The organism is Alteromonas sp. ABH2_165 (assembly GCF_056159945.1).
In genome coordinates this window covers 151,941-174,925 of the sequence record NZ_JBSWWF010000002.1, presented here as the reverse complement: position 1 = coordinate 174,925, position 22,985 = coordinate 151,941, and the positions used below count along the sequence as shown (strand labels likewise).

25 protein-coding genes are annotated in these 22,985 nt (G+C 48.9%); 9 read left to right on the top strand and 16 right to left on the bottom strand.

What is annotated here, in order from left to right:
* The first annotated feature begins 35 nt into the window (after positions 1 to 35).
* Together ACXAFQ_RS05385 and ACXAFQ_RS05380 are read left to right on the top strand one after the other, a co-directional pair.
* Positions 36 to 242, top strand: coding sequence for a YheV family putative zinc ribbon protein (locus tag ACXAFQ_RS05385; protein ID WP_474818669.1), 207 nt, complete (start codon positions 36 to 38; stop codon positions 240 to 242).
* Between the two features lie 213 nt (positions 243 to 455).
* Positions 456 to 1,613 carry a DUF748 domain-containing protein gene (locus ACXAFQ_RS05380; RefSeq protein WP_474818668.1) on the top strand — a complete coding sequence of 386 codons (1,158 nt, stop codon included), beginning with the start codon at positions 456 to 458 and terminating at the stop codon, positions 1,611 to 1,613.
* On the opposite strand, the gene ACXAFQ_RS05375 is transcribed toward ACXAFQ_RS05380, so the two are convergent.
* From ACXAFQ_RS05375 to ACXAFQ_RS05365, 3 genes are all read right to left on the bottom strand, one after another.
* Positions 1,614 to 2,321, bottom strand: coding sequence for a transposase (locus ACXAFQ_RS05375; RefSeq protein WP_474818667.1), 708 nt, complete (start codon positions 2,319 to 2,321; stop codon positions 1,614 to 1,616).
* Positions 2,322 to 2,425: 104 nt separating this feature from the next.
* On the bottom strand, positions 2,426 to 2,656 hold the full coding sequence (locus ACXAFQ_RS05370) for a SlyX family protein (RefSeq protein WP_070124525.1): 231 nt from the start codon (positions 2,654 to 2,656) through the stop codon (positions 2,426 to 2,428).
* Complete coding sequence (locus ACXAFQ_RS05365) at positions 2,649 to 3,644, bottom strand: WD40 repeat domain-containing protein (RefSeq protein WP_474818666.1); 996 nt, start codon at positions 3,642 to 3,644, stop codon at positions 2,649 to 2,651. Before ACXAFQ_RS05365 ends, ACXAFQ_RS05370 begins: the two co-directional genes overlap by 8 nt.
* 203 nt (positions 3,645 to 3,847) lie before the next feature.
* Here ACXAFQ_RS05365 and fkpA point away from each other — a divergent pair, with 203 nt between their 5' ends.
* On the top strand, positions 3,848 to 4,618 hold the full coding sequence (gene fkpA, locus ACXAFQ_RS05360; RefSeq protein WP_474818665.1) for an FKBP-type peptidyl-prolyl cis-trans isomerase: 771 nt from the start codon (positions 3,848 to 3,850) through the stop codon (positions 4,616 to 4,618).
* 122 nt (positions 4,619 to 4,740) lie between these two features.
* On the opposite strand, the gene ACXAFQ_RS05355 is transcribed toward fkpA, so the two are convergent.
* The 6 genes from ACXAFQ_RS05355 to ACXAFQ_RS05330 form a co-directional block, all read right to left on the bottom strand.
* Positions 4,741 to 5,133 carry a ribbon-helix-helix domain-containing protein gene (locus ACXAFQ_RS05355; protein WP_474818664.1) on the bottom strand — a complete coding sequence of 131 codons (393 nt, stop codon included), beginning with the start codon at positions 5,131 to 5,133 and terminating at the stop codon, positions 4,741 to 4,743.
* A 31-nt stretch (positions 5,134 to 5,164) separates the two neighbouring features.
* Positions 5,165 to 5,722, bottom strand: a complete 558-nt coding sequence (locus ACXAFQ_RS05350) for a DJ-1/PfpI family protein (protein WP_474818663.1) — start codon at positions 5,720 to 5,722, stop codon at positions 5,165 to 5,167.
* A 96-nt stretch (positions 5,723 to 5,818) separates the two neighbouring features.
* Positions 5,819 to 6,823, bottom strand: coding sequence for a metal-dependent hydrolase (locus tag ACXAFQ_RS05345; protein ID WP_474818662.1), 1,005 nt, complete (start codon positions 6,821 to 6,823; stop codon positions 5,819 to 5,821).
* Between the two features lie 34 nt (positions 6,824 to 6,857).
* On the bottom strand, positions 6,858 to 7,940 hold the full coding sequence (locus ACXAFQ_RS05340; protein ID WP_474818661.1) for an alkene reductase: 1,083 nt from the start codon (positions 7,938 to 7,940) through the stop codon (positions 6,858 to 6,860).
* Between the two features lie 15 nt (positions 7,941 to 7,955).
* Positions 7,956 to 8,519 (bottom strand): type 1 glutamine amidotransferase domain-containing protein, encoded by a 564-nt coding sequence (locus ACXAFQ_RS05335; protein ID WP_474818660.1) that lies wholly within the window; start codon positions 8,517 to 8,519, stop codon positions 7,956 to 7,958.
* Positions 8,520 to 8,671: 152 nt separating this feature from the next.
* On the bottom strand, positions 8,672 to 8,962 hold the full coding sequence (locus ACXAFQ_RS05330) for a hypothetical protein (RefSeq protein WP_474818659.1): 291 nt from the start codon (positions 8,960 to 8,962) through the stop codon (positions 8,672 to 8,674).
* A gap of 178 nt (positions 8,963 to 9,140) precedes the next feature.
* Between ACXAFQ_RS05330 and greB the strand changes: the two genes are divergently transcribed.
* Both greB and ACXAFQ_RS05320 read left to right on the top strand, forming a co-directional pair.
* Positions 9,141 to 9,626 carry a transcription elongation factor GreB gene (gene greB / locus ACXAFQ_RS05325; RefSeq protein ID WP_474818658.1) on the top strand — a complete coding sequence of 162 codons (486 nt, stop codon included), beginning with the start codon at positions 9,141 to 9,143 and terminating at the stop codon, positions 9,624 to 9,626.
* 151 nt (positions 9,627 to 9,777) lie between these two features.
* Entirely contained in the window at positions 9,778 to 12,126 is a 2,349-nt protein-coding gene (locus ACXAFQ_RS05320) for a Tex family protein (protein ID WP_474818657.1), read from the top strand.
* A 69-nt stretch (positions 12,127 to 12,195) separates the two neighbouring features.
* On the opposite strand, the gene ACXAFQ_RS05315 is transcribed toward ACXAFQ_RS05320, so the two are convergent.
* From ACXAFQ_RS05315 to bioH, 4 genes are all read right to left on the bottom strand, one after another.
* Positions 12,196 to 13,071, bottom strand: coding sequence for a putative metalloprotease CJM1_0395 family protein (locus ACXAFQ_RS05315; protein WP_474818656.1), 876 nt, complete (start codon positions 13,069 to 13,071; stop codon positions 12,196 to 12,198).
* Positions 13,072 to 13,078: 7 nt separating this feature from the next.
* On the bottom strand, positions 13,079 to 13,411 hold the full coding sequence (locus ACXAFQ_RS05310; RefSeq protein WP_070124510.1) for a hypothetical protein: 333 nt from the start codon (positions 13,409 to 13,411) through the stop codon (positions 13,079 to 13,081).
* Positions 13,412 to 13,587: 176 nt separating this feature from the next.
* Entirely contained in the window at positions 13,588 to 14,367 is a 780-nt protein-coding gene (locus ACXAFQ_RS05305) for an IclR family transcriptional regulator (RefSeq protein ID WP_474818655.1), read from the bottom strand.
* A gap of 230 nt (positions 14,368 to 14,597) precedes the next feature.
* Positions 14,598 to 15,401, bottom strand: a complete 804-nt coding sequence (gene bioH, locus ACXAFQ_RS05300) for a pimeloyl-ACP methyl ester esterase BioH (protein ID WP_474818654.1) — start codon at positions 15,399 to 15,401, stop codon at positions 14,598 to 14,600.
* A 66-nt stretch (positions 15,402 to 15,467) separates the two neighbouring features.
* Between bioH and ACXAFQ_RS05295 the strand changes: the two genes are divergently transcribed.
* Positions 15,468 to 16,145 carry a ComF family protein gene (locus ACXAFQ_RS05295; protein ID WP_474818653.1) on the top strand — a complete coding sequence of 226 codons (678 nt, stop codon included), beginning with the start codon at positions 15,468 to 15,470 and terminating at the stop codon, positions 16,143 to 16,145.
* 172 nt (positions 16,146 to 16,317) lie between these two features.
* Here the strand turns inward: ACXAFQ_RS05295 and ACXAFQ_RS05290 are convergent, their stop codons facing one another.
* On the bottom strand, positions 16,318 to 18,909 hold the full coding sequence (locus ACXAFQ_RS05290) for a M14 family zinc carboxypeptidase (RefSeq protein WP_474818652.1): 2,592 nt from the start codon (positions 18,907 to 18,909) through the stop codon (positions 16,318 to 16,320).
* Positions 18,910 to 19,033: 124 nt separating this feature from the next.
* Between ACXAFQ_RS05290 and nfuA the strand changes: the two genes are divergently transcribed.
* Together nfuA and ACXAFQ_RS05280 are read left to right on the top strand one after the other, a co-directional pair.
* Positions 19,034 to 19,612, top strand: coding sequence for a Fe-S biogenesis protein NfuA (gene nfuA / locus ACXAFQ_RS05285; protein ID WP_070124495.1), 579 nt, complete (start codon positions 19,034 to 19,036; stop codon positions 19,610 to 19,612).
* Between the two features lie 30 nt (positions 19,613 to 19,642).
* Positions 19,643 to 19,900: a hypothetical protein gene (locus ACXAFQ_RS05280; protein WP_474818651.1), complete on the top strand. Its 258-nt coding sequence runs from the start codon at positions 19,643 to 19,645 to the stop codon at positions 19,898 to 19,900.
* A gap of 25 nt (positions 19,901 to 19,925) precedes the next feature.
* Here ACXAFQ_RS05280 and ACXAFQ_RS05275 read toward each other — a convergent pair whose 3' ends face one another.
* Positions 19,926 to 21,200, bottom strand: coding sequence for an MATE family efflux transporter (locus tag ACXAFQ_RS05275; protein WP_474819261.1), 1,275 nt, complete (start codon positions 21,198 to 21,200; stop codon positions 19,926 to 19,928).
* A 91-nt stretch (positions 21,201 to 21,291) separates the two neighbouring features.
* On the opposite strand from ACXAFQ_RS05275, the gene ACXAFQ_RS05270 reads away from it, so the two are divergent.
* Complete coding sequence (locus tag ACXAFQ_RS05270; RefSeq protein ID WP_474818650.1) at positions 21,292 to 22,371, top strand: polysaccharide deacetylase family protein; 1,080 nt, start codon at positions 21,292 to 21,294, stop codon at positions 22,369 to 22,371.
* A 14-nt stretch (positions 22,372 to 22,385) separates the two neighbouring features.
* Here the strand turns inward: ACXAFQ_RS05270 and ACXAFQ_RS05265 are convergent, their stop codons facing one another.
* Positions 22,386 to 22,985: a GNAT family N-acetyltransferase gene (locus tag ACXAFQ_RS05265; protein WP_474818649.1), complete on the bottom strand. Its 600-nt coding sequence runs from the start codon at positions 22,983 to 22,985 to the stop codon at positions 22,386 to 22,388.

Sequence of the window (22,985 nt, the reverse complement as noted above, 5' to 3'; positions counted from 1 at the left end):
AACCCGTTTGCAACGAAAATTATTACGGAGTCTCCATGGCTGAAAGAAAGAAAAAACGATTTATTGCTGGCGCTACCTGCCCGAAATGTCAGGCACTGGATTCCATTATGTTGTTCTTTGAAAACAACGTTGAAAAACTGGAATGTGTGAAATGTGGCTACACCCAGTCACAAACCGATGACAAAGTAGAAGCCAAAACCCGCGCCGACGAAAACGTAATTGGCGTTTTCAAGCCACAGTAATTTGTCAGATTTACCCGTCTTGTGGGTAAAGCCTGTAGATTGCAGCCATTAACTGGCTGCAAATCAGTCTTGACTCACGCTCCACGAAAGTAAGTTATCGACTATTTTTCAAGTGGTTATCATTGCCACTTTGCATGTTTTATCGCTAAATCCACACTGGCATAGCAATTGAAGCTTCTGTCTATTACCCCCAATAGAGGTGAGCAACACATTATGGCTTCCCGTAAATCTCGTCGAGCTTTCAAATGTTTCGCTGTTATCGCCTGTGTGCTTGTAGCCGTTCGATTAAGCCTGCCATTCGCAGCCCAGTGGTACATAAACGACGTACTGGACGAAGGTGAGCAATTTACCGGTAGCGTGGGCGACGTAGATCTAATGCTTTGGCGAGGCGCCTACAGCCTCGATAGCGTGGTTATTCTCAAGCGCACGGGTGAAGTAGAACAGCCGTTCTTCGAAGCGCAACGTGTGGAGTTTAGCTTGCTGTGGTCTGCGCTTTTCAATAAAACAGTGGTCGCGCAAGTTTACCTTTCTCAACCTGAACTGAATTTTGTAGATGGTGGCAGCGAGGCCGCGAGTCAATCTGGTGAAAATGAAAACTGGCTCTACTTAGCTGATCAGCTCGTACCTTTAAAAGTCGACCGTTTCGAAATACGCAACGGCTCGGTGAATTTCTTTAACCCTGACGCCACGCCGGCTATTCATGTGCAGCTTCACGACATCAATGCAATTGCAAAGAACCTGGTGAACAGCCGCGACTTATCAAAAAACCTCATCGCAACGGTGCAAGCGTCAGGTAGCGCTGAAGAGCAGGGTACGATGACGCTTTCCGGTTCACTGAATCCTGCCACTAAACAGCCGACTTTTGACATTAATTTTCAGGCTAACGATGTCGCCCTCGTCAACTTCAAGAGTTTTCTCGATACCTATGCGCCCTTTGATCTGGAAGCCGGTACGCTAGAACTCGCTTTGGAATTGGCAAGCGATGACGGTGAGATATCTGGCTACGCCAAGCCTGTACTGCGGCAGGTGGAAGTGTTCTCTTGGAAAGGCGATGTGGAGCGGGATGACGATGGCTTTTTTCGTAGTATCGCCGAGGCATTATCTGGCTTTATTGCTGAGTTGTTCGAAAACCAGAGTGAAGATCAAATCGCCACTCGCATCCCTATTTCTGGTTCACTTAACAATGTGGAAACGCCAATATTTACAACCATCGTTGGCATTTTGAAGAACGCGTTTGTGCAGGCTATTCAGGGCGACCTGGAAAATAGTGTTGAATGGCGCGATGCGGAACAGGCGAAAGAGGAAAGTGAGAAAAACGAACAAAACAACGATGCCCGGGAATCAGAGCCTCCGGGCAACGAGACGCCATGATCAAGGATGTTGATGGGCCGTTGAGTCGACTTTGCGCGGTCGTCCACGCTTGCCTTCCGTCAATCGCCGACCGGTGACTTTTTCAATGCGCTTGATAAAACCCGGATCGCCCATCGCCAGGCCCATTTTAAGTGACTTGGCGATGTCGGCATCCATGTCCTCGTCGATGCACTGTAAACGTTCAAGGTGCATCGCACGTCGCGTTTCCGGCGTATTTGCCGTGCGTTCATAAGCGGCATGAGCCGTTAACATCACACTGGGAATGCCCAATGCGTTACTCACCACACTCGACCAGGCGTACTGTTCAGGATTATCACATAATGCCTCACGAACGGGTTGCTGTTCGATGTAGCGATACACTTCAATGAGTAATTCGTCGTCGAGTACTAATGCAGATTTATAACGATCACGCCAAATGGTGCCTTTTGTGCCATATCGCTGATGGTAGTATTGCGCGTACAAACGACCGGTAGCCTGAAGCATATGAGAAATGCCATCGCCGGTAGATGGCGTGCAAAGAAATGAAATACTTTCTTTCGCCGCACACCAGGCGTGCATGGCAACCTGATAACGGCTCGCATAACGCCCGAGATAATCTAGATAAGTCAGACGATCGGTATCGTCTTTGAAAGGCATGACACCCGTGCGCCCTGTACGCTGCACGAGCTGCGGAATTCCCGCCGGGGAGGTTCTGAGCTTTCTTGCCATGAATATCAATTCGTCAGCTAATTAAATAAGTTTATTTTTAAAGCGTAGACAAGAATTTCAGATATATCTAAAAGAGTCGGCGGATTATTTATAGCACCGCCGTTTTAGTAGTGCGGCGGCGGTGTTTCTTCAGTGAGCTTGGCAATGTTTGATGGCTCAAAACCTTTCACTTTTTCCATCACAAATCGCATTTGCACCTGCAGCTTTTCAATCTGGTACTGTTGGTCGGTCAGTGCGTCATTGAGGGTGTCGATAGTATGTTCCTGGAACGACACCTTGGTCTGTAATTCTTCGATGGCTTCCATCGCTTGTTCCAGTGTTAGTGATTCACTCATGTTCTATTGTCCACATTTCTGCTAGGCCGCTGCTGCTTTCTGAAAGGATTGTTTTCTTATCGACGAAGCCCACCGCATACACTACGGCGGTGGCAGGACGGGTGCCTTCTTTAGCAGCCACCTTCCATTCATCCACCTGCTCACCATTTTTCACATCCCACAAATAGATATTTCGTGAGGGTGAGCCAGTAAGTAAATACTTACCATCATCAGAGAAAACCGCATCGGTAAAAATTTTCTGGCGCGCAATATAATGCAGGTTACTCATCTGTGCACCTGTTTGTGCGTTCCAGATCTTAGCGCCTTGCTTACTGTCTGCAGTAAAGGCAAAACGCCCCTCATCATCCAGCGTTACCGAGGAAATTCGACTGCTGTGAGTGAATGTGTGAATAATTTGCCCCGTGCGCGTGCTCCAAAGATAAGCCACATAGTCATTGCCACCGGTTAGCGCATATTCGCCGTTGGGCGAAATGTCGACGGAATTGATACGCTCCTGATGCCCCAGAAATTCCAGACGCCGACCGGTTTCTGGCTCGAAGTACATAACCTTTCCGTTGGAACGGCCTACAAGAATACCCGTTCCGTTATTCGTTACGGCCACATCACGAATAGTAGATTCGTCGATCCGCCAAAATCCTACAGGCTCACCGCTTTCAATGCTCCACAATGCAAACGCCTCACGATCTGAGGTAACTACGAACTTGTTATCTGCAGAAATATGAATCGCAAGCACCAGGTTGTTGCCTTCACTTTGATGTTGCCAGTGAAAAAGCAGGTTGTTGTCTTTGTTGTGCCATACATTAATGCCATTATCGACACCGGACACCACGCTGTATTCACCGTTTGGTGAAATGTCGGCGGCATAAGCACCATCTTCAGCGTGCAGCCAGCGCTCCTCCGGCTCGGTTTCCGGTACTGAACAGGCACTCAGCAACACACTGAAAAATGCCAGTAATAGCGTAGTTTTGAACGATCGTCGATGAAGCATGTCTTATAGGTTTCGCTTTCAATGTCTCTGGGTTTACCATAGCATGGAACAAATCGAATCGATTTAGCAAAATGATTCGAAAGTGATCATTTTGCTAAATTCTTATGTTTATACCCACAACGAAAAATAATTTTTGGGTATATCACACAAACCCGTCGTACCCCGGGGCACGACAAAGATTTTATAATAATGGAGAAGTTTTTATGCGTAAGTCGCTTGTCGCCTTATCGACAGTAGCTGCACTGGGTTTGTTTGCCTGTCAGCCAAAAGAAGAAGCACCGAAGCAGCCTGCAGCAGAAGAAGCAGCGCAAGGTAGTGCCTTAGCTGACATGTCAGTAGAACAAAAACAAGCGTACGCCATGGGCGCAGGCATGGGTATTTTTGTAAATAACCGTGCAAAACAACAAGATCAAATCGGTCTTCCTTTAGATAAAGAGGCCCTGAAGCAAGGTTTCCTTGATGCCCTGGCAGATCAAAGCAAAATGACCCAAGGCGAAATTCAGGAAAATGCTCAAGCTGCTGAAATGGCAGTTCGCGCAGCGCAGCAAGAAATGGCTGCTAAAGCCGCTGAAGAAAACATCAAACTTGGTGAAGAGTATTTGGCAGAAAACGCGAAGAAAGAAGGTGTAACGGTTACTGATTCAGGCCTGCAGTATGAAGTACTTCAGGAAGGTACTGGCAAAAGCCCAACGGCCACTGATCAAGTTAAAGTACATTACCACGGCACCCTGATTGACGGCACAGTTTTCGACTCATCTGTTGAACGTGACGAACCTGTTACCTTCCCGCTGAACCGCGTCATTCCTGGTTGGACTGAAGGCGTACAGCTAATGAAAGAAGGCGCGAAATTCCGTTTCGTTATCCCTGCGGAATTGGCTTACGGCGAACGTTCTACTGGCCTTATCACACCTAATTCAACACTGATTTTCGACGTTGAATTACTGGAAGTGGTTGACGATTCTGAAGCTGAATAAGTCGCATAAGCAAGGGGTTCAATTTCCATTGAATTACCCTTGCTATGCATAAGATAAAGCCAGTCAGGTTGTCCTGACTGGCTTTTTTATATCCCCTTAAAAGCACGACAAAAGCAAAATACTTAGTGGCTTTCCCCTCGTCGGTTAACGGCACTGAGCTGACGCAAATTGGCTGCCTCAGTTTCTTTTTCAATAAGTTTGGCCGATGCTAAACCCGCCAACGGTTTCGCTTCATCACGCTGTAGATGCCCATCGGCACTTAATGACAAATAACGTCCACAGCAAACCCGTAGAAACGAAGTAAAGTTACCGACATCATGGTCGGCGTCCAACGATTCCAGATAAAGCTTGGTGACCAGCTGATTTACCGTCATTTCATCGCGACAGGCAATTTCCTGCAAAATATTCCAGAAGAACGTCTCCATGCGAATTGATGTCACCACACCCTCAATACGCATCGAGCGGGTTTTACTTTCCCACAGGTCAGCGTCGGCATTAATGAATAATCCACACATCATCTTGTCCTCTAAACGTTCACATTTTGCATTACAGTAAAGCCATGAACTGACTTAACAACGCCGGGTGCGCAGGCCAAGCTGGACCTGTCACTAACTTGCCATCAGTAATGGCCTCGTCCATTTCCACCGTCACATAGGTTCCACCAGCCAGTTTCACCTCGGGTTCGCAAGCCGGATACGCCGACACGCGCTTGCCTTCGAGAACGCCGGCCGCTGCCAATAATTGTGGACCATGGCAAATGGAGCTTACCGGTTTATCGGCAACAAAAAAACTGCGCACCATTTCAATAACTGCATCGTTCAAACGCAGATACTCTGGCGCGCGGCCACCAGGAACGTAGAGCGCATCGTAGTCATCAGCGTTGATGTCTGCGAACGTCGCATTAAGGGCGAAATTGTGACCGGGCTTTTCGGTGTAGGTTTGGTCACCTTCGAAATCGTGAATAGCGGTTTTAACCGTGTCGCCGGCTTTCTTGCCCGGGCAAACCGCGTCTACGGTATGACCACAGGCCATTAAAGCCTGGTAGGGCACCATGTTCTCATAGTCTTCTACGAAGTCACCGGTAATCATCAGAATTTTGCTCATCGTCGTGTCCTTTAATTGGTTATCAACAATACTGCAGGTCTATCTGACCATATCAGTCCTTCCGGGCGGTAACATCATAATACTACAACCGCTATGTTACTGATCTACCTCACGATCAAGCAGCATGTCCAGAAGCACTAAGCTGTTGCTGTCACGCATCTGACTGCCATAGTCTACGTGTTCTTCCGGATGCTCAGGGTTTACCGTAATTTGCCATAAAGACTGAGTGCCATCAGGTCGGCCAGCATAACGTAAATCACCAATGGCAGTCGGGTTGGACGGAGAAACATACAGCCAGTCGCTGGTGAACCAGCGAAACCGTTCAATGTCGTCAGCCTGCACTGAGTCGGCAGGTAAAGATGGGAAATCAGCATCAGCATCCAGAGGTTTTACCGTATCGCCGGGGTAAATACGTGATTCTGAAAACAGCGGCAGCGCTATCGCATTAACGTGATACGCTTCGTCCGACTGATAGATTGTGCGCCATACAATCAGGTTACCAATGGTTGGCATAGCCTTCGCCCGTATCACCTGATGGCCGGTTTCATTGGCAATACGCTGCACTTCATACATTGCTCGCTGATGCTGATAAACACCAAAGCTAAAATACATGGCCACCAGCGTAGTGGCCGTTACCAGCCAGCGCTTGTGTCCGGATCGGGCTGTTGTCACAACGCCAATTAGCAAAGGGACGGTCACCAATAGATCAATGATGCCAATCACGTCCCATGCTTCCCTGAAATCAGAGAACGGCCAGTAAAGCTGTGTACCGTAAGACGTGCAGGCGTCGAGGAGCCCATGGGTGGCGTAACCCATGGTGGCGAAAAACCAGATTTCGCGGTAGGTTTGCCGCCGGTAAAACAGCATCCACAAAAACAGCGCGACGATAGCGCCGCCGAAAGGGATAAAAGCCAGAGAATGGGTAAACTGACGATGCAGTTTCAGCGCCATCATCGGGTCCTGGGACGAGCGGAACAGAATATCCAGATCCGGTGCCATTCCACCCAGCGCGCCAACAACAGCAGCCCGCTTCGTATCGGTTTTTTTACTGATAAAAAGCGCTGCGGTTGCTCCCAGCACTCCCTGTGACACCGGATCCATATTTTGTCCTTCTATCGATTACTGCGGATGAGGATTACTCATCATAAAACGGATAATCAATATACCCCTTTTCTTCCCCGGCGTAGAAGGTATCCTGATCAGGCTCGTTGAGTTCCACACCTTTTTCCATGCGCTCAGCCAAATCAGGATTAGCAATAAACGGACGGCCGAAGGCGATGGCGTCGGCATAACCCGACTCAACGGCCTGTTTTGCTGACAGTAGATCATAGCCGCCATTGGCAATATAAAAACCCTGCCATTTTTCACGCAGTGCTGTGAGGATCGCAAGATCCGGATTGCCTGCCGGCATACCCGGGAACCGCTCTACCATGTGCAAATATGCCAGGTTCAGCGGATTGATATAGTTGATCACTTCACTGAACGTGGCCAGCGGATCGCTGTCGGCAATGTCGTTCTGGTTACCCACCGGAGAAAGTCGAATGCCTACCTGAGATGCATCCCAGACTTTCAGTACGGCCCGGGTGACTTCCTTGAGAAAACGCAGCCGGTTTTCGATACTGCCGCCGTATTCGTCGTCACGAAGATTCGTTTTATCGCGCAGAAACTGATCGATGAGATAGCCGTTGGCTGCATGAATTTCAACGCCGTCGAATCCCGCTTCACGGGCATTTTCCGCGGCTTTCTGAAAGTCTGCCACGGTGGACTGAATCTCTTCTACCGTCATGGCCTTGGGTTCAGACGCGGGCTGTTTATCGCCGTCGAAAAACACATCCACGTCAGGCTTCACCGCAGAAGGGGCCAGCGGCTTAGCATTATCCGGCTGAAAATGACTGTGGCTAATTCGGCCCACATGCCAGAGCTGCAGAAAAATACGACCACCTTTCTCATGCACAGCTTCTGTGATCTCTCGCCATTTCTGCACTTGTTCGGCGCTGTAAATGCCCGGAGTACGAATATAACCTTTACCCTGAGGGCTGATTTGCGACGCTTCAGTGATCAGCAATCCACCCGAGGCGCGCTGCTGGTAATAGGTTACCGCCATGTCTGATGGAACATCGGTGCCATCCACTGCACGGCTACGCGTAAGCGGTGCCATAAAAACGCGGTTCTGTACGTCGACACTGCCGACGCTACCTTTATCAAATAATGTAGTCATTACCATTGCCTCCGTTTATACGTGCTGCTGGTCGTGCTTACCTTCACGAAGCTCTTCCACAATTTTGCGGCAGAAGGCAGGTAAATCATCCGGTGTACGACTGGTTACCAGTGCTTGATCGCAAACCACTTCCTCATCTACCCAGTTACCACCCGCATTAACAATATCGGTTTTGAGACTGGGGAAGGACGTAATTTTTCGATTATTTAAGACGTCTGCCTCCACCAGCATCCACGGACCATGGCAAATAGCAGATACCGGTTTATGCTGGGCAAAGAAATCACGAACAAACGTTACCGCTTTTTCGTCAGTGCGCAGGGTATCTGGGTTTTGCACACCACCAGGGAGGATGAGGCCATCGTAGTCTTTAGCATTTACTGCAGAAACTACTTTGTCTACTGAAAACGTGTCGCCTTTTTCATCATGATTCATGCCCTGAATGTCGTCGGCTTTCAGCGAAATAATATCAACTGTCGCACCTTCTGCTTCCACCGCTTCTTTCGGTTTAGTCAGTTCAATTTGCTCAAAACCGTCGGTTGCTAAAATAGCGACTTTTTTATCCTGTAGTTTATTACTCATGAATTCATCTCCTGTTTTGAAATGTATCCATGGCTACGGGGCTTTTACTGCTGAGGATTGTTTACAAACATTAAATCTCGCTCATCACAGCCTGAGGCAGAAACAACAAAGCCCTTCAATTGAAGGGCTTTTTGTAAAACATCTATTCACTATTACGTGTTGTCAGATAGCAGATGACGTCGGCGTTCCGGGCGTTTCCGTAACGTTGCGCAATGCTTAATCATTGTGTGACCTACCTTATATGCGGCGATACCGCCGACAAGCAGGGCTGCGGTTTTCACGCTATTAATGTGAACGAGAATGTCGATCATGCCGATTGCGAACAAAACCACGCCGGAGAGAAACAACATAAAGCCGACAATGGTAATGCCATTGGCCGTTAGCGTTTGATCGCTACGTTTTTCTTTTAACTGTGTTTGCTCATGCTGCATAATAATATTCACTCGTTTCCATGTTAATTATGGATAGTATTTCGACATACCCACCAACAATTCGTTCATTTTTTACGCAAAATAACCCTATAAACTTGTGTTTGCGCTGATTAACCACATTGCTTAGTGCTTATCGGCTCAAATTTATAATTGATTAGTTTTAAAATCATAAACATAGCGAATTTTTACTATGCGCACGCCACTCATCACCCGTAATGGATATCGGAAGCTACAAAACGAGCTCGACTATTTATGGCGGGAAGAACGCCCCGAAACAACCCGCAAAGTCACCTGGGCCGCGAGTCTCGGCGATCGTAGCGAGAATGCAGACTATCAATACAACAAAAAGCGTCTGCGGGAAATCGACCGTCGCGTGCGTTATTTACGCAAGTGCTTGGAAAACCTAAAAGTCGTCGACTATTCGCCTCAACAAGAGGGCAAAGTGTTTTTTGGCGCGTGGGTAGAAATTGAGAACGACGATGGTAAAACCATGACGCTGCGCATTGTCGGGTACGATGAAATTTTTGGTCGTAAGGACTATATTTCCGTGGATTCACCCATGGCACGCTCATTGATTGGTAAATCGGTAGACGATGACATCACAGTGAAAACAGAAACCGGTATCTTCGAGTGGTGGATAAACCGCATTTGGTACGATACCGAAGACAAAGTTTAACGTCACCTGCGTAAAACAAAGGATTCACTGAGATAAACAGCATTAACCATGAATTCATCAGTGATATACTTGCGCACCAGTGAATACACCCAATATTTAGTCGGGCCTGACGACCCGGCAGGACACAAATTTAAAGGCCACAGAGCTTACTATGATTATCAACAAAATTGCCGAAGAACTCGCTGTCAGCCCTACTCAAGTGCAAGCGGCCGTTTCACTTTTAGATGAAGGCTCAACGGTGCCGTTCATCGCTCGATACAGGAAAGAGGCAACACAGGGACTAGATGATTCTCAGCTTCGAAACCTGGAACAACGTCTCACCTATCTTCGCGAACTGGAAGACCGTAGAGGCGTGATCCTTAAGTCTATTGAAGAGCAAGGTAAGCTTTCTGATGAACTGAAAACCCAGATTGTTTCCGCCGACAGCAAAACCACGCTGGAAGATTTGTACCTGCCTTACAAGCCCCGCCGCCGCACCAAAGGCCAAATTGCCATTGAAGCCGGTTTAGAGCCGTTAGCCGACAAACTGTTTAGCGACCCCACTCTGACCCCAGAAAATGAAGCTGAAGCGTTTATCAGCGCAGACAAAGGCATTGCTGATACTAAATCAGCGCTGGAAGGCGCACGCTATATTCTGATGGAGCGTTTTGCAGAAGACGCCGGTCTGCTGGCAAAAATCCGTGCGTATCTTAACGACAATGCGTTCGTGACCAGTACCGTAGCACCGGGCAAAGAACAGGAAGCGATTAAGTATAAAGACTACTTTGAGCACCAGGAAAAACTGAAATCTGTTCCTTCACACCGCGCATTGGCCATGTTCCGTGGTCGCAACGAAGGCATGCTGCATATTCAGCTTAATGCTGATCCGCAAAATGAAGACGCCACAGCTCCTTCACACTGCGAATTTATCATTGCCGAACACTATGGCATTGCGGACAAAGGCCGTGCTGCCGACGCATTTTTAAAGCAGGTTGTACAATGGACCTGGAAAATCAAAATTGCCCTGCACATGGAAACAGAGCTTTTCTCCACGCTGCGTGAACAAGCGGAAGAAGAAGCCATTAGCGTATTTGCTAAAAACCTCAACGACTTGTTGATGGCTGCACCAGCAGGTGCGAAAACGACCATGGGCCTTGATCCAGGTCTGCGTACCGGTGTGAAAGTGGCTGTGGTTGATAAAACAGGTAAAGTGGTTGCTACCAATACCATTTTCCCACACGCACCGCAGAATGCTTGGGACAAGTCCATGCGCACGCTTATTAATGTGTGTAAGCAGCATAAAGTAGAGCTCATCAGTATTGGTAACGGTACCGGTTCACGGGAAACCGACAAACTGGTGGCTGAAATGCTTAAAGCAGCGCCAGAACTGGGGGCGCAGAAGATTATGGTGAGTGAGGCCGGTGCATCGGTCTACTCCGCATCTGAACTGGCTTCCAAAGAACTGCCGGGGATGGATGTATCACTGCGTGGCGCAGTGTCTATTGCCCGTCGCCTGCAGGACCCTCTCGCCGAGCTGGTAAAAATTGAGCCTAAAGCCATTGGTGTTGGCCAATATCAGCACGACGTAAGTCAGAGCCAGCTGGGTAAATCCCTCGACCGCGTGATTGAGGACTGTGTAAACGCCGTTGGCGTTGATTTGAACACCGCGTCTCCCGCACTGCTTTCTTACGTGTCTGGTTTAAACAAGACCTTGGCACATAACATTGTGTCTTTCCGTGATTCCAACGGCGCATTCCCAGACCGTAAAGCATTGCTGAAAGTGGAACGACTTGGTCCTAAAGCCTTCGAACAGGCGGCAGGCTTCCTGCGCATTACGGCGGGCTCAAACCCACTGGATGCTTCATCCGTTCACCCAGAATCTTATCCTGTGGTCGACAACATTGTTGATCGCACCCAGGTTGCGGTAAACGATTTGATTGGAAACACCGATCTGCTGCGTAAGTTAGCACCGGAAGACTTCACCAGCGACGCGTTTGGCTTACCAACCGTAAAAGACATTCTGAAAGAACTCGACAAGCCGGGCCGCGACCCGCGCCCAGAGTTTAAAACCGCCACCTTTAAAGAAGGCGTGGAAACCATTAGCGATCTGAAGCCAGGCATGATTCTAGAAGGCGTAGTCAGTAACGTGGCTAACTTCGGTGCCTTCGTTGACGTGGGCGTACATCAGGATGGACTGGTACACATTTCTGCACTGACGAACAAGTTTATCTCTGACCCACGTGAAGTGGTGAAAGCCGGTGATATTGTGAAGGTAAAGGTATTGGAAGTGGACGTTCAGCGTAAGCGTATTTCATTTACCATGCGTTTGGACGACACACCAGCACCGGCAGCGGAAAAACGCAATGCGGGCGGAGCCGGTAAACCGGCAGGCAAGCAGGGCAAAGGCCGTCAGCCAAACCGTAACAACAACGGTGGTGGCAACCGTCAGGCGCAATCGCCAGCAAATGCCGCCATGGGTAATGCTTTTGCAGATGCGTTCGCGAAGGCGAAGCAGAAGTAAAGTTGAGACCTAATACAAGAAAGCCAGCTTAAATTGCTGGCTTTTTTCGTTTAAGAATAAGTATCACCACTAGGCGCTAACAGTAAAGCCACCTGCATTTGGGGTCACTGTAGCTTTATAGAACCCCTGAATGACACCAATCCGCGACTGCATTTCTGCCGATGGCATAACGTCTTCATTAGCCATTTCCAACGGCCGAGAGCCTTCAGCTTGCACACTGATTTCACCTTCCCCCGCAATCGATGAAACTTCAGCCCCTTGCTCATCACCTGAGGCTGACGAGCTGGCCATTTCAGCTCTGGCCTCATTGGCTTTTTGGGCCGCTTCGGCGGCGACTTTTAAATCTTGAGATGAAGGCTCAGCCGGTGCTAGCGCAGCAGCACGAACTTGCTCCATTTTCTGGATTGTATCTTCAGGCGTAGCGGCTTCAGACACGTCAATACTGACTTCACCACCCGTAGCATAACGTTTGTTATCAGGGCCGGTTTCGTATTCATATTGCGGCGAACCCGCATACTGACCACCACGGGCTGCATGCGCCTGTTCGTGTTGGCGTACTTCCTGGTCTCGCGCTTTGAGTTCTTGAATTTCGTCCTGTTCAGCTTGTTGTTGCTGTTTTTCTTCCGCCGACTCTCTACCCGCGCTTTCCTGATTGGCGTTATCAGTGCCCGTTTCCGGGTTGTCTAGATTGTCGTTTTGTTGCAACGCGTCAGCGCCGGCATCAATCTGAATTTGCGGACGCTCATAGGTGACCGGCGCAGGCTTTTGCCCCGGCGTACGGGCGCGATCGGATTCAGATCCTAACCCCTGCTCAGCAGCGCCTTGGTCAGCATCTTTAGATGGCGGAATGGTGTCTTTTAATAGGTTGTCACGACGCGCAGATTCGGTGTTCACATTGGCTGTGGAGAACACTAATGACGTTGGAATAGGCGTGACAATATTCATACTGTTATTAAGTCAGTGTGTCGATAATCGTACCAACAGTATCGAATGCCGTATCTACAACCTTGGCAGATGCCAGTGCATTCTTACTATTAATTTGCAGCGAAATTAGGTCATCGGTCACGCTGCCTACATTTTGCGGAAGTGTATTTCGCACATTAGACAAACTATTGAGTGACGCATTAGCCAATACATCGCCGGTGCCATTAAGCTCGACACTGGTCTGGGCTGCGCGCTGCGCTAAATTTACGGAAGCCTGTGTCATTCCCTCATAAGCGTTTTGAATACCGCTCATGCCAGACACAATCGCCGAATTGATATTATTACCAATAATGCTCGACATACTTTTCTACCTCTAGGTAACCAATGTAAAAATCAGGCAAATTAACATTGATTACTGAACCTCAACTTCACTCTCTCATGTTCAATTATTAACCAAAATCCAAAAAATGAGAAGTCTGAGCAAGAAAAAATGTGGATTATCTTTAGAGTCCAGGAAATTTGAGCACTCTTTATTGGTTATCCAGCTTCATCTTTATCGGCAAAACATCCTCGAGCGGGCATGGAAGCAATCAGCTTAAGCTGTGTGGTCCAATAATGAATATCATCTGCATCTGAAGAGGCGTTAATGCCATTTAACAGCAAACTCAACATCGCAACGAGCGAACCACTTTTAGAAAGAACGGGCACTGCCACTAAAACCTGTTGCGCATTCGAAGCAGAGGATATCGCGTAGCCACGTGTACAGGTTTGAGTAGTGATTTTTTCAACGCGCAACGCATCCCATTCTTGTTCAGAAGTAGCTGTTTGAAACATCCCTGAGTAATCAGATTGATAGGCTAACATAATGTGACCAGGCGCAGAGTCTAACAGTGAGAGCCGTATTCCGGGTCTTATCAGCGCCATGCTGGCACTGTTCATACATACGACATCGAGAACCAGAGCAGAATCGGTAGCAGGAATGCAGAGTAAAGCCATATGTGGGGTATGCTCAATCAGTTCTGCCAGTGGCGAGGCTAGCTGGTTTTGATATTTTTGAATTGTTGGCGGGACAATGCCCATCGTATGAAGTCTGTTGTCAACATAAAAACGAGTACCGTTTTTAGCGATAAGATTTTGACTTAAAAGTGTTTTCAGTAAGCGGAAAATGGTTGAACGGGGTAGCTTCAATGCGCCTTCCAGCTCCAGCGACGACATTCCCCGCTCAGCTCGAATTAATAAGCGATAAAGCCGAATTGCCTGATAGACACTGGGGATAACATATCGCTGCATAGACAGTTCGCCATTTACAAAAAACAAACCAAACAATAACCTAAAGAAAACATTAAATCACCAATTGCCACCGGTGGCAATTGGTGATTTAAGTTTTGTTACGAGAGGTGCGCTGAGATAATGCTAGATATTAGGGGAGATTTTGTAATCCATAGCCTGAGGAGTTATCCATGGGTGCAAGAAGCTGGAATGGAAAGTACTGCCGATAAAACCTTAAGAAGCTACCGGCAGTGTTCGGGGGGCTGTATTTGATGCTTTTAAACCGCACCAGCGAATTGCCGGATAATGTCGGCAGACTGTTGCGGATGGGAAATAAACGGCGCATGGGATGCGTGAGGCAAAACCACCGTGTCGCTTTGCGGATGTAATTCACAAATACGATCTATTCCGCTGGTAGGCACCAAACTGTCTAGGCGACCGTAAATACGCAATGTTGGCTGGCGGATCCGACCAATTTGATCCCGTAAATCTTCCGAAGACAGCAACCCTAATGCGGCTTTTAGCGCATCAAGATCTGGCGTTGGGTACGCCGTAATACTCTCGCGAATCGCTTTCATATCTTTTCGCGCGGTATCACTACCCATTGCCTGAATCGCTAAGAAGCGCTCAAGGGTTTTCTGATAATCCTTCGCAAGCTGCGTCTCAAACTGAGCGAGTAAATCTGCATCAATTCCTGGCCAGCATGGTCCGCTGACAAAACGCGGCGTTGATGCAATGGTGATAAGTCCGCTGATTTTATCGGGGTTATCCAGCGCTAATTGCTGGGCAACCATGCCGCCCAAAGACCATCCAGCGACAATGCAGTTGTCTGGCAAATACGGTAACAACATGTCTGCGACAGACGCCACCGAATAGGTTTGTTGAGGAACAAGGCTATTGTTTTCTCCGAACCCCGGTAAGTCGATAGTGGTTATACGAAATTCTTCTTCCAGCAGAGGAATAAAATGCTCAAATACGCCGCTATTCATTCCCCAGCCATGTAACAGAACCAGATCTTTTCCTGTACCACGGGTACGGCTGACGAGATTTTCTGAAACGTTAGCATTTAACACTGATGACATCCTTTAAACTATGCCTGCAATTTTGCCGCTTGCACTACTGTCGGGCCGACAGGAGCTACGTGTTTTATGCGACTTCCCAATTTAGTTTGTATGCTGTGCAATCAATACAGTGACACACCGGTATGTTCGTTCTGCAAATTTGATACCCGCTTTTTGTTACAGCTTAATTATAGAGGTAATTTACTGCGCTATCCGGCAATCAGCCAGCAATTTCGTCATACCGGTTACAGCTGCCTGAGAGCCTGCGGTGAGTACGTTTGGCCCTTTAATACGCTGATCCATAATACCAAGTTTAAACGCTGTCTGATAAGCCCGTCTATTTTAGCAAACTGGTTTGTGGAGATGTGTTTGAATGACGATTCACTGCTACCAGATTGCCTGCTACCTGTACCTATTCAGTTACGTCGGTTTATACGGCGCCAGTTTAATCAATCTACTGAAATAGCACGACAGATAGGCAGAGCCATTGATCGCCCGATAAACACTGATTGGGCTTGCCGTACTGGCGGTAAAACCCAATCGGGCTTATCTCGGGCCGAGCGCTTACTGAATCTTCGGCAGGCATTTACCGTTCAGGTACCAGAAAACGTTCACCATGTTGCCATTATCGACGATGTAATGACCACCGGCACCACCGCCGATGTACTCGCCCGCCAGCTCCGCGCTCACAATCCCGATCTCATAGTGGAAGTGTGGGCCATGGCCATCACGCTGAGAAAACCACTGACCCAGGCCAGGTTGTAGGTTTCGCTGAAGGGCGAGCACTTTCGCCGGGGGAGGAGTTAACATCGAGGACACGGCGTGAATCCTTCCCTGGAGCCTCGGCCGCCGCATCCCTGCGGCGGACGGTCCTCGCTGCTAATTCCTTCCTCAGGCAACAGGGCTCACCTATCGCCTTCCGCCTAGCGACTACCGACTACCGCGTCAGGTGTGACGACTGATAGATGGCGTTACTCATCAGTTTGCCGGTGCCGTACCAGTAGCCGCGGAAGAGGTTGTTGTCGACAAAGCCGATAACCACGCCGCGGCCTTTCGGCTGCGTCAGTACCGAGGCGGTATTGCCAATCATGTCTTCAAGCTGTTTAGCACTGTAGCCTGCCAACAGGGGTGTTTCGGTGTAATGTCCCGGCAAGGTAAACGGGTCTTTATCCGCTTTCACGATCATGTTGGTGGTTTTGAACACCGGCAGCATGTTATCGCTGTAACCGAAGAAAATTGGATGGGTAGGATCAATCGTCGTTTCATACACCGCCCCTGCAATGATCTTGCTCGCACGCAGTGCAGCTTTGTCAGCATAGTGCAATTTATCGGTAGGGAAGGCGCCATCTACTTTGTCTCTCGACACAATCTCTGCGTTTAACCATCCTTTTTGTGCAAAGTAACGCAGTGCCGTTTTCTGACCAATCAGTACCCCGCCGTCTTTAACCCAATTACCAATAGCGTCTGTCACAGATTCACTAAGATCACCGTAACTGCCACTGACAAAAAAGATATGAGAGTAATTATCCAGGTTGGTGTAGCGCAATCGCGATTGTTCAATAATGGTGGGAGATAAACCAACGCGGGTATCCAGATAATGCCAAATCTCACCGGCTTCAGATGAATTAGTGCCTTCGCCGCCCACCAGCAACACCCGTGGCGCCTCCACGCGAGACAAGGTGCGCCCGCCAAGATCTGAGCCTTTCGATGTCAGACCGCTTTTAATGCCGTAAACCGTCACACCAGAAAGTACAGCACCACTTTTCAGCTGAGCGATAAGATCGTCAGGTTGTTTTAGTGCAGTAGGAACAACCATTGTGCCAGCGGCAAAGTCATAGGAGCTCCCATCACTTAACAGAGCAGTAAACGGGGCTTCGGTGCTTTTTACAATGGCACCCGCTTCCAATAGATGCTGCAACATGGCGGGTGAATAGTAGTCATTCCATTCAAAGGCATAAGCATAGGCGCCAGCAGGAATAGCTGCCTCAGATGCAGCGTTCAGCTGTGATGCAGTTTTAACGCTACGCCCTTCACGCTTGGTCAGAATGCTGTAATCGAGGTCGAATGCCAGGGCAATATTCCAATTAGACACATCGTAAAATGTGTTTTCTGCAAACGACTGACGGGTAGAAAACAGACTTTTGATCAAACGGTATTTAGGCTGGTTGTAACTCACCACAATACTGCCCTCGGGATAAGCCTGCTCGCCGGCTTCCACTTCTTTCTGACTGTAGCCATAAGCAATTCCATGCTGATCTAAAATCGACACCAATGCGTCTAAACGCCCTTTATCATTTGGCGCAGAAATGATGGCACCGAAGTCATCGTCATCTTTGATGGCACTCGCGGTTTCGTTAAAGAAGCTGTTTTCGTAATCCAGAATCGCCGGCTTGTTCGCCAGCGCGCCTCTCATGGTACTAAGGCTTGCCGTAACGTGATTCTGTATTGTCTGGGCAAAGGGGAGTTCGCCATTTACGGTATCTTGTACATGGCCGCGGCTACTGGCTTGCTCAAACAAAATCCCAATACTGCCCATGGAATCCGGATACGACGAGCCTTTTCCGTAATAGAAATCATCAAATCCTTCTTCAGAAAAATACAATTGACCCGCATCGTCGAAAGCCTCGGCATGGAAAGCCGCCAGCGCCTCTGTCAGACGCACGTTGCCATCGGGCGTGTTCGGATTTTTGCGTGAAGGCACACCAGGCTGGAAGAAGAATGTACTGTCAGGGCCCATTTCATGGTGATCGGTAAGAATATGCGGACGCCACTTTTGAAACTGTGCAATGCGAGCGCGGGATTCAGGATGTGTAAGCAGTAACCAGTCTCGATTTAAGTCGAACCAGTAGTGATTTGGTCTGCCAGATGGCCAGCCTTCACGGTGTTCACGGTGTTCACCGTCTGCATTTAAATTTTTGCCCTTATGCATGTTTGCCCATTGAGCAAAGCGCGAAAGACCATCAGGATTGAGGGAGGGATCGAACAGCACCACGTTACTGGCAAGTAGATCTGACACCATTTTATCGTTGGTGGCGGCAGCCAAATAATAGGCCACAACCAGCGCGGCATTACTGCCTGAGGGTTCGTTGCCGTGAATGCTGTAACCCATGTAAAGGAACAGAGGGGCATTTTTTGCGGTTTTTGCCCCATCATTCACCGACGCCAGATGCTGTTCACGCCATTGTGGCAATTTCCCTTTGTTTTCCGGGGCGGTGATGGTTAACAATAGCAGCGGGCGGTTTTCGTGCGTTTTACCGGTCTCTTCCAATGATACCCGGTCTGATGATTCAGCCAGCGCTCGCATGTAGGCAACCAGTTGATCGTGGCGAACATGCCAGGTACCCACTTCACTACCCAAAAACGATTCAGGTGTGGGAACAGCGGGGTCAAATTCAGTGCCTGTCGGCAAATAGGCCACAGCGGGTTTACCACCGGTATCTTTAAAGTCCGGGGCTGCTGAAACCGAAAAGCCGGTGACTAAAAGCAACGCCGAAATCCATTTACCCGTTCGTTTGAAATATGAAGTCATTTTGGGTTTCCTGTTGTTTTTTGTACTTTTGACCACACCTGTATGAATGCTCGCAATACTTGACTGTTTTAGTCAGGTAAATTTGTTATTATATGCACATAACGATGCAACGTAGGATTTGTTAATGATTACTATATCAGAAGGCGCTCAGGCTCACTTCGCAAAACTGTTGGAAAAACAAGATGCTGGGACGAACATCAGAGTGTTCGTAGTTAACCCGGGAACCTCCACAGCAGAATGTGGCGTGTCTTACTGTCCTCCGAGTGCGGTTGAGCCCGGCGATATTACCTTGCCGTTCAATGGTTTTGATGCTGTTGTTGATGCCGAAAGCGCCCCTTTTCTGGAAGAAGCAGAAATTGATTATGTGACTGACCAAATGGGTTCACAGCTCACATTAAAAGCGCCAAACGCGAAAGCGCGCAAGGTTGATTCAGACGCCCCGCTGGTAGATCGTGTTAGTTACGTCATTGAATCTGAAGTAAACCCGCAGCTTGCCAGCCACGGCGGTAAAGTTGTGCTACTTGAAATTACCGAAGACGGTCTCGCCATACTGCAATTTGGTGGTGGCTGTAACGGCTGTTCAATGGTTGACGTAACCTTAAAAGAAGGTATCGAAAAACAACTGCTGGACCAGTTCCCTGGCGAACTTACTGGCGTTCGTGATGCCACTGAGCATGAAGCTGGTGAGCACTCTTACTACTAACTTCAGTAGCTCATTTGCGGTGGTTAGCGAATGAATTTATCAGACCGGTCCCTTACTGCTTTACATCGCAGTTGGGGCCGATTTAAATTTGGGCTGGTGCTGTTTATTATTGGCGCCACGCTGCTGATGACCGTCAGCCACTTTCACGCCGCTATTTACTACCTTTCTCTCATTATCCTTTTTGTAGGGTTTGTCATTGCCATGAGCGGCTATCTGACTATTCTGTGGCAACGGCTTAAAGGCATGAATCCAGCGAACAAACGCAAGGATTACGACCCGTTCAAGTAGGATAACCGCAGAGCAAGCGGAAAGCTCAGGTTTGCTCAGTCAATGCATCCTGCTTCGACAGTTTCCAAAACTCCCAGCCCAATGTAACGCCCCGGGCAAGCAAAAATGCCAGCAATGCATACCACAACGCCACATTGCCGTAATCTTTGAAATACCACCACACCGGAAAGAACACCAGCAACGCACTGATTATCATGGTATTGCGCATCGCACCCGAGCGCGTCAGGCCCACAAACACCCCATCGAACAGAAAACACCAGTGACCGGCAAGAGGCATCAACACCATAAGCGGTAAATAAGATGCAGCCGTAATCCGTAGCGCTTCAATATCGGTAAGTAAGGCGATGATGTCGCTTCCGGCCACAAAAAACATCAACGCATAAACCAGAGCAAATATTGACGACCAGAATAGGCCTCGATTCGTACAGGCTACCAGTTTACGTTGATCTTTTGCCCCCGCAGCCTCGCCCACTAAGGCTTCCACCGCGAACGCGACGCCGTCTAAACCCACAGCGATGAGCACAAAAAACTGCATCAAAATGGCGTTCACGGCGGCGGCCGTTTCACCAATGCGCGCGCCTTGTATCGTCAGAAATGCCAGACAAGCCTGCAATGCCAGGTTACGAAGAAGCATATCGCCGTTCAATTTCAGCAGCACTTTACGGGCGGCGCTGTTAAACCAATCGAGGGCTGGCAGGTGACCTTTTGTGAGGCGTAACGCCACGGCTACGCTCATCAGCATCATAGTGTATTCAGCGATAACACTCGCCAGGGCAACGCCCCTTACTGACATATCCAGTCCGTAAACGAACACGATATCCAGTGCGGCATTCAGCAGATTTCCGACAATTTGAATAACCAGCACCTGCCGGGTTTTCTGCTGACCCACCAGCCAGCCAATTAACGCCAGATTCAGCATTGCCGCAGGCGCCCCCCATACCCGCACCGAAAAATACATTTCGGTAAAGCCAGCCACGTCTGGCTGTGATGACGCCAACGCTTGACCAGCCCATAGAACGGGCTGTTGAAGCAGTATGATCCCTAGCCCTAAAATGAGAGCAACAGCGCTGGTTTGCCAAAGCACTTTGGCAGAACGCAACAGGGGCGCGTCTTGATCACCCTTCGCCTGTGCACTCAGGCCAGTCGACGACATACGGAGAAACCCGCACACCCAGTAGATTTGCGTGAGGATCAATGTTCCAATAGACGCACCTGCCAACATGGCTGATGAATCCATATGCCCCATTACAGCCGTATCAACCAGTCCGAGTAATGGCGTGGTGATATTGGCCAGAATCATTGGAAAAGCGAGCGCTAACAGATTTTTATGGGCTTGCCAGCCCTTGGCTTGTGTCGTGGTCAAAAAAACAGTACAAACTTGAGGAATGTGCATGCAGCTTATCAGAAACTTGATGTCATCGGTGACAAAAGGCGCGTTAATCGCCGGTTTTGGGTTATCGGCAATGATGGGCTCGGCTCATGCTGACGACAGCGCGGTTATCCTGCTTTACCATCATGTTTCAGACAGCACACCGGCCAGCACCAGTATTTCGCCAGAGCAATTTAAAACGCACATGACCTACCTGGCCGAAAACTTTCATGTGATGCCGCTGCCTGACGTGGTCGCAGCGCTACAACAAAAGAAATCATTGCCCCCCAAAACCGTTGCCATTACTTTCGATGATGGCTATCGCAACATTCTCGAGAACGGGCACCCGATTTTGCAATCATTGTCACTCCCGTACACGGTATTCGTGAATCCTGACGAGATTGGCCGCCTGAGCAATCAGCTCACCTGGGACGATGTAAAAGCCATGCATGAGGACGGTGTCGACTTTGCCAACCACACGCTTGACCACATTCATATGCTCAACAGACTCCCGGATGAAAGCAAAGCGGCCTGGCTTAAGCGAGTATGGGGTAATGTGGAAGAAGCCGAGCAAAAGCTTGAATCTCATATTGGCGAGTCGCTCAAATATCTGGCGTATCCCTTCGGTGAATACAACGAAGTGCTGGCAGAAAAACTGGCAAGTAATGGCTATGTGGGGTTCGGACAGCATTCTGGCGGCGTGAGCAGTTACAGCGATTTTACCGCACTGCCCAGATTTCCTGCCGCGGGTCGTTTCGCGAACATGGAGCCCATCAAAGTAAAAATGAACAGTTTGGGAATGCCGGTCACCGCCAGTGGTGTTGATGATCCTGAGCGCACAAATCCAATAATCGACGAAACCATTACGCTAAAAATAGACGGTGATGATGTGAGATTGAGCCAGGCAGCCTGTTATTTTCAAAACGAAAAACTACCGATTGAAGCGGGATCCGGCACACTTTCCTACACGCTAAACACCGTGCTACCCACTGGCCGTTCCCGCATAAATTGCACCGCGCCTTCTAATTCTCAGAACCGCCGCTACTACTGGTTTTCGCAGCCGTTCTTCGTTTCACGCCAGGATGGTACGTATCCTGACTAATCAGGCGGCTTGATCTAGCCGAGTGGGGCGACGCCTTTAGTCATTTGCATAAAAGGCGGAATTTCTTGCCGCGGCTTAAAGCCGATAGCTTGATAGAAATCGATGGCGCGTTTATTACCGGTATGAACGTCTAAAACCACAGACAGCTTACCCATTTCCCGCGCCATCCGTTCTTTGAAACGCACTAAGGTGGTTGCAATACCATTACGGCGAGCGCCGGCAGCAACAGCCAGGTGACCGATTGCCAATTCGAGCACCAGCGGTGGGTTTAGTGCAATGGTGTAGGTTTGACTCCGCATAACCACATCAATGGCTTCATCCAAACCGTAAAAATCGGTAATCGATGTCAGCGTATCTCTGTCGAATTGCGCGGGAAGTTTGTCATGCCAGGAAGAAATAATACCGACGATTTGCTCGTCGATGCAGGCGACCCAGTGATTTGCGTAACCATATTGGCCTGTACCACGGTTCCAGGCTGTGATGAGGAAATCGTAGGCGCGTTCACGCTCTCCGTTCCCGAATATGTCGATAAGTAAATGCTCTCCGGCGTCTAACAATAAGGGAACGGCGAAGTCCATGTCCCCTGCCTCGGCCTGTCTCACTACTACTGTCAT

Excerpts from the sequence above, each read along its gene's own strand:
- ACXAFQ_RS05385 (WP_474818669.1), top strand. The coding sequence starts at position 36 with ATGGCTGAAAGAAAGAAAAAACGATTTATTGCTGGCGCTACCTGCCCG.
- ACXAFQ_RS05380 (WP_474818668.1), top strand. The coding sequence starts at position 456 with ATGGCTTCCCGTAAATCTCGTCGAGCTTTCAAATGTTTCGCTGTTATC.
- ACXAFQ_RS05375 (WP_474818667.1), bottom strand. The coding sequence starts at position 2,321 with ATGGCAAGAAAGCTCAGAACCTCCCCGGCGGGAATTCCGCAGCTCGTG.
- ACXAFQ_RS05370 (WP_070124525.1), bottom strand. The coding sequence starts at position 2,656 with ATGAGTGAATCACTAACACTGGAACAAGCGATGGAAGCCATCGAAGAA.
- ACXAFQ_RS05365 (WP_474818666.1), bottom strand. The coding sequence starts at position 3,644 with ATGCTTCATCGACGATCGTTCAAAACTACGCTATTACTGGCATTTTTC.
- fkpA (WP_474818665.1), top strand. The coding sequence starts at position 3,848 with ATGCGTAAGTCGCTTGTCGCCTTATCGACAGTAGCTGCACTGGGTTTG.
- ACXAFQ_RS05355 (WP_474818664.1), bottom strand. The coding sequence starts at position 5,133 with ATGTGTGGATTATTCATTAATGCCGACGCTGACCTGTGGGAAAGTAAA.
- ACXAFQ_RS05350 (WP_474818663.1), bottom strand. The coding sequence starts at position 5,722 with ATGAGCAAAATTCTGATGATTACCGGTGACTTCGTAGAAGACTATGAG.
- ACXAFQ_RS05345 (WP_474818662.1), bottom strand. The coding sequence starts at position 6,823 with ATGGATCCGGTGTCACAGGGAGTGCTGGGAGCAACCGCAGCGCTTTTT.
- ACXAFQ_RS05340 (WP_474818661.1), bottom strand. The coding sequence starts at position 7,940 with ATGACTACATTATTTGATAAAGGTAGCGTCGGCAGTGTCGACGTACAG.
- ACXAFQ_RS05335 (WP_474818660.1), bottom strand. The coding sequence starts at position 8,519 with ATGAGTAATAAACTACAGGATAAAAAAGTCGCTATTTTAGCAACCGAC.
- greB (WP_474818658.1), top strand. The coding sequence starts at position 9,141 with ATGCGCACGCCACTCATCACCCGTAATGGATATCGGAAGCTACAAAAC.
- ACXAFQ_RS05320 (WP_474818657.1), top strand. The coding sequence starts at position 9,778 with ATGATTATCAACAAAATTGCCGAAGAACTCGCTGTCAGCCCTACTCAA.
- ACXAFQ_RS05315 (WP_474818656.1), bottom strand. The coding sequence starts at position 13,071 with ATGAATATTGTCACGCCTATTCCAACGTCATTAGTGTTCTCCACAGCC.
- ACXAFQ_RS05310 (WP_070124510.1), bottom strand. The coding sequence starts at position 13,411 with ATGTCGAGCATTATTGGTAATAATATCAATTCGGCGATTGTGTCTGGC.
- bioH (WP_474818654.1), bottom strand. The coding sequence starts at position 15,401 with ATGTCATCAGTGTTAAATGCTAACGTTTCAGAAAATCTCGTCAGCCGT.
- ACXAFQ_RS05295 (WP_474818653.1), top strand. The coding sequence starts at position 15,468 with ATGCGACTTCCCAATTTAGTTTGTATGCTGTGCAATCAATACAGTGAC.
- ACXAFQ_RS05290 (WP_474818652.1), bottom strand. The coding sequence starts at position 18,909 with ATGACTTCATATTTCAAACGAACGGGTAAATGGATTTCGGCGTTGCTT.
- nfuA (WP_070124495.1), top strand. The coding sequence starts at position 19,034 with ATGATTACTATATCAGAAGGCGCTCAGGCTCACTTCGCAAAACTGTTG.
- ACXAFQ_RS05280 (WP_474818651.1), top strand. The coding sequence starts at position 19,643 with ATGAATTTATCAGACCGGTCCCTTACTGCTTTACATCGCAGTTGGGGC.
- ACXAFQ_RS05275 (WP_474819261.1), bottom strand. The coding sequence starts at position 21,200 with ATGATTCTGGCCAATATCACCACGCCATTACTCGGACTGGTTGATACG.
- ACXAFQ_RS05270 (WP_474818650.1), top strand. The coding sequence starts at position 21,292 with ATGCAGCTTATCAGAAACTTGATGTCATCGGTGACAAAAGGCGCGTTA.
- ACXAFQ_RS05265 (WP_474818649.1), bottom strand. The coding sequence starts at position 22,985 with ATGACAGTAGTAGTGAGACAGGCCGAGGCAGGGGACATGGACTTCGCC.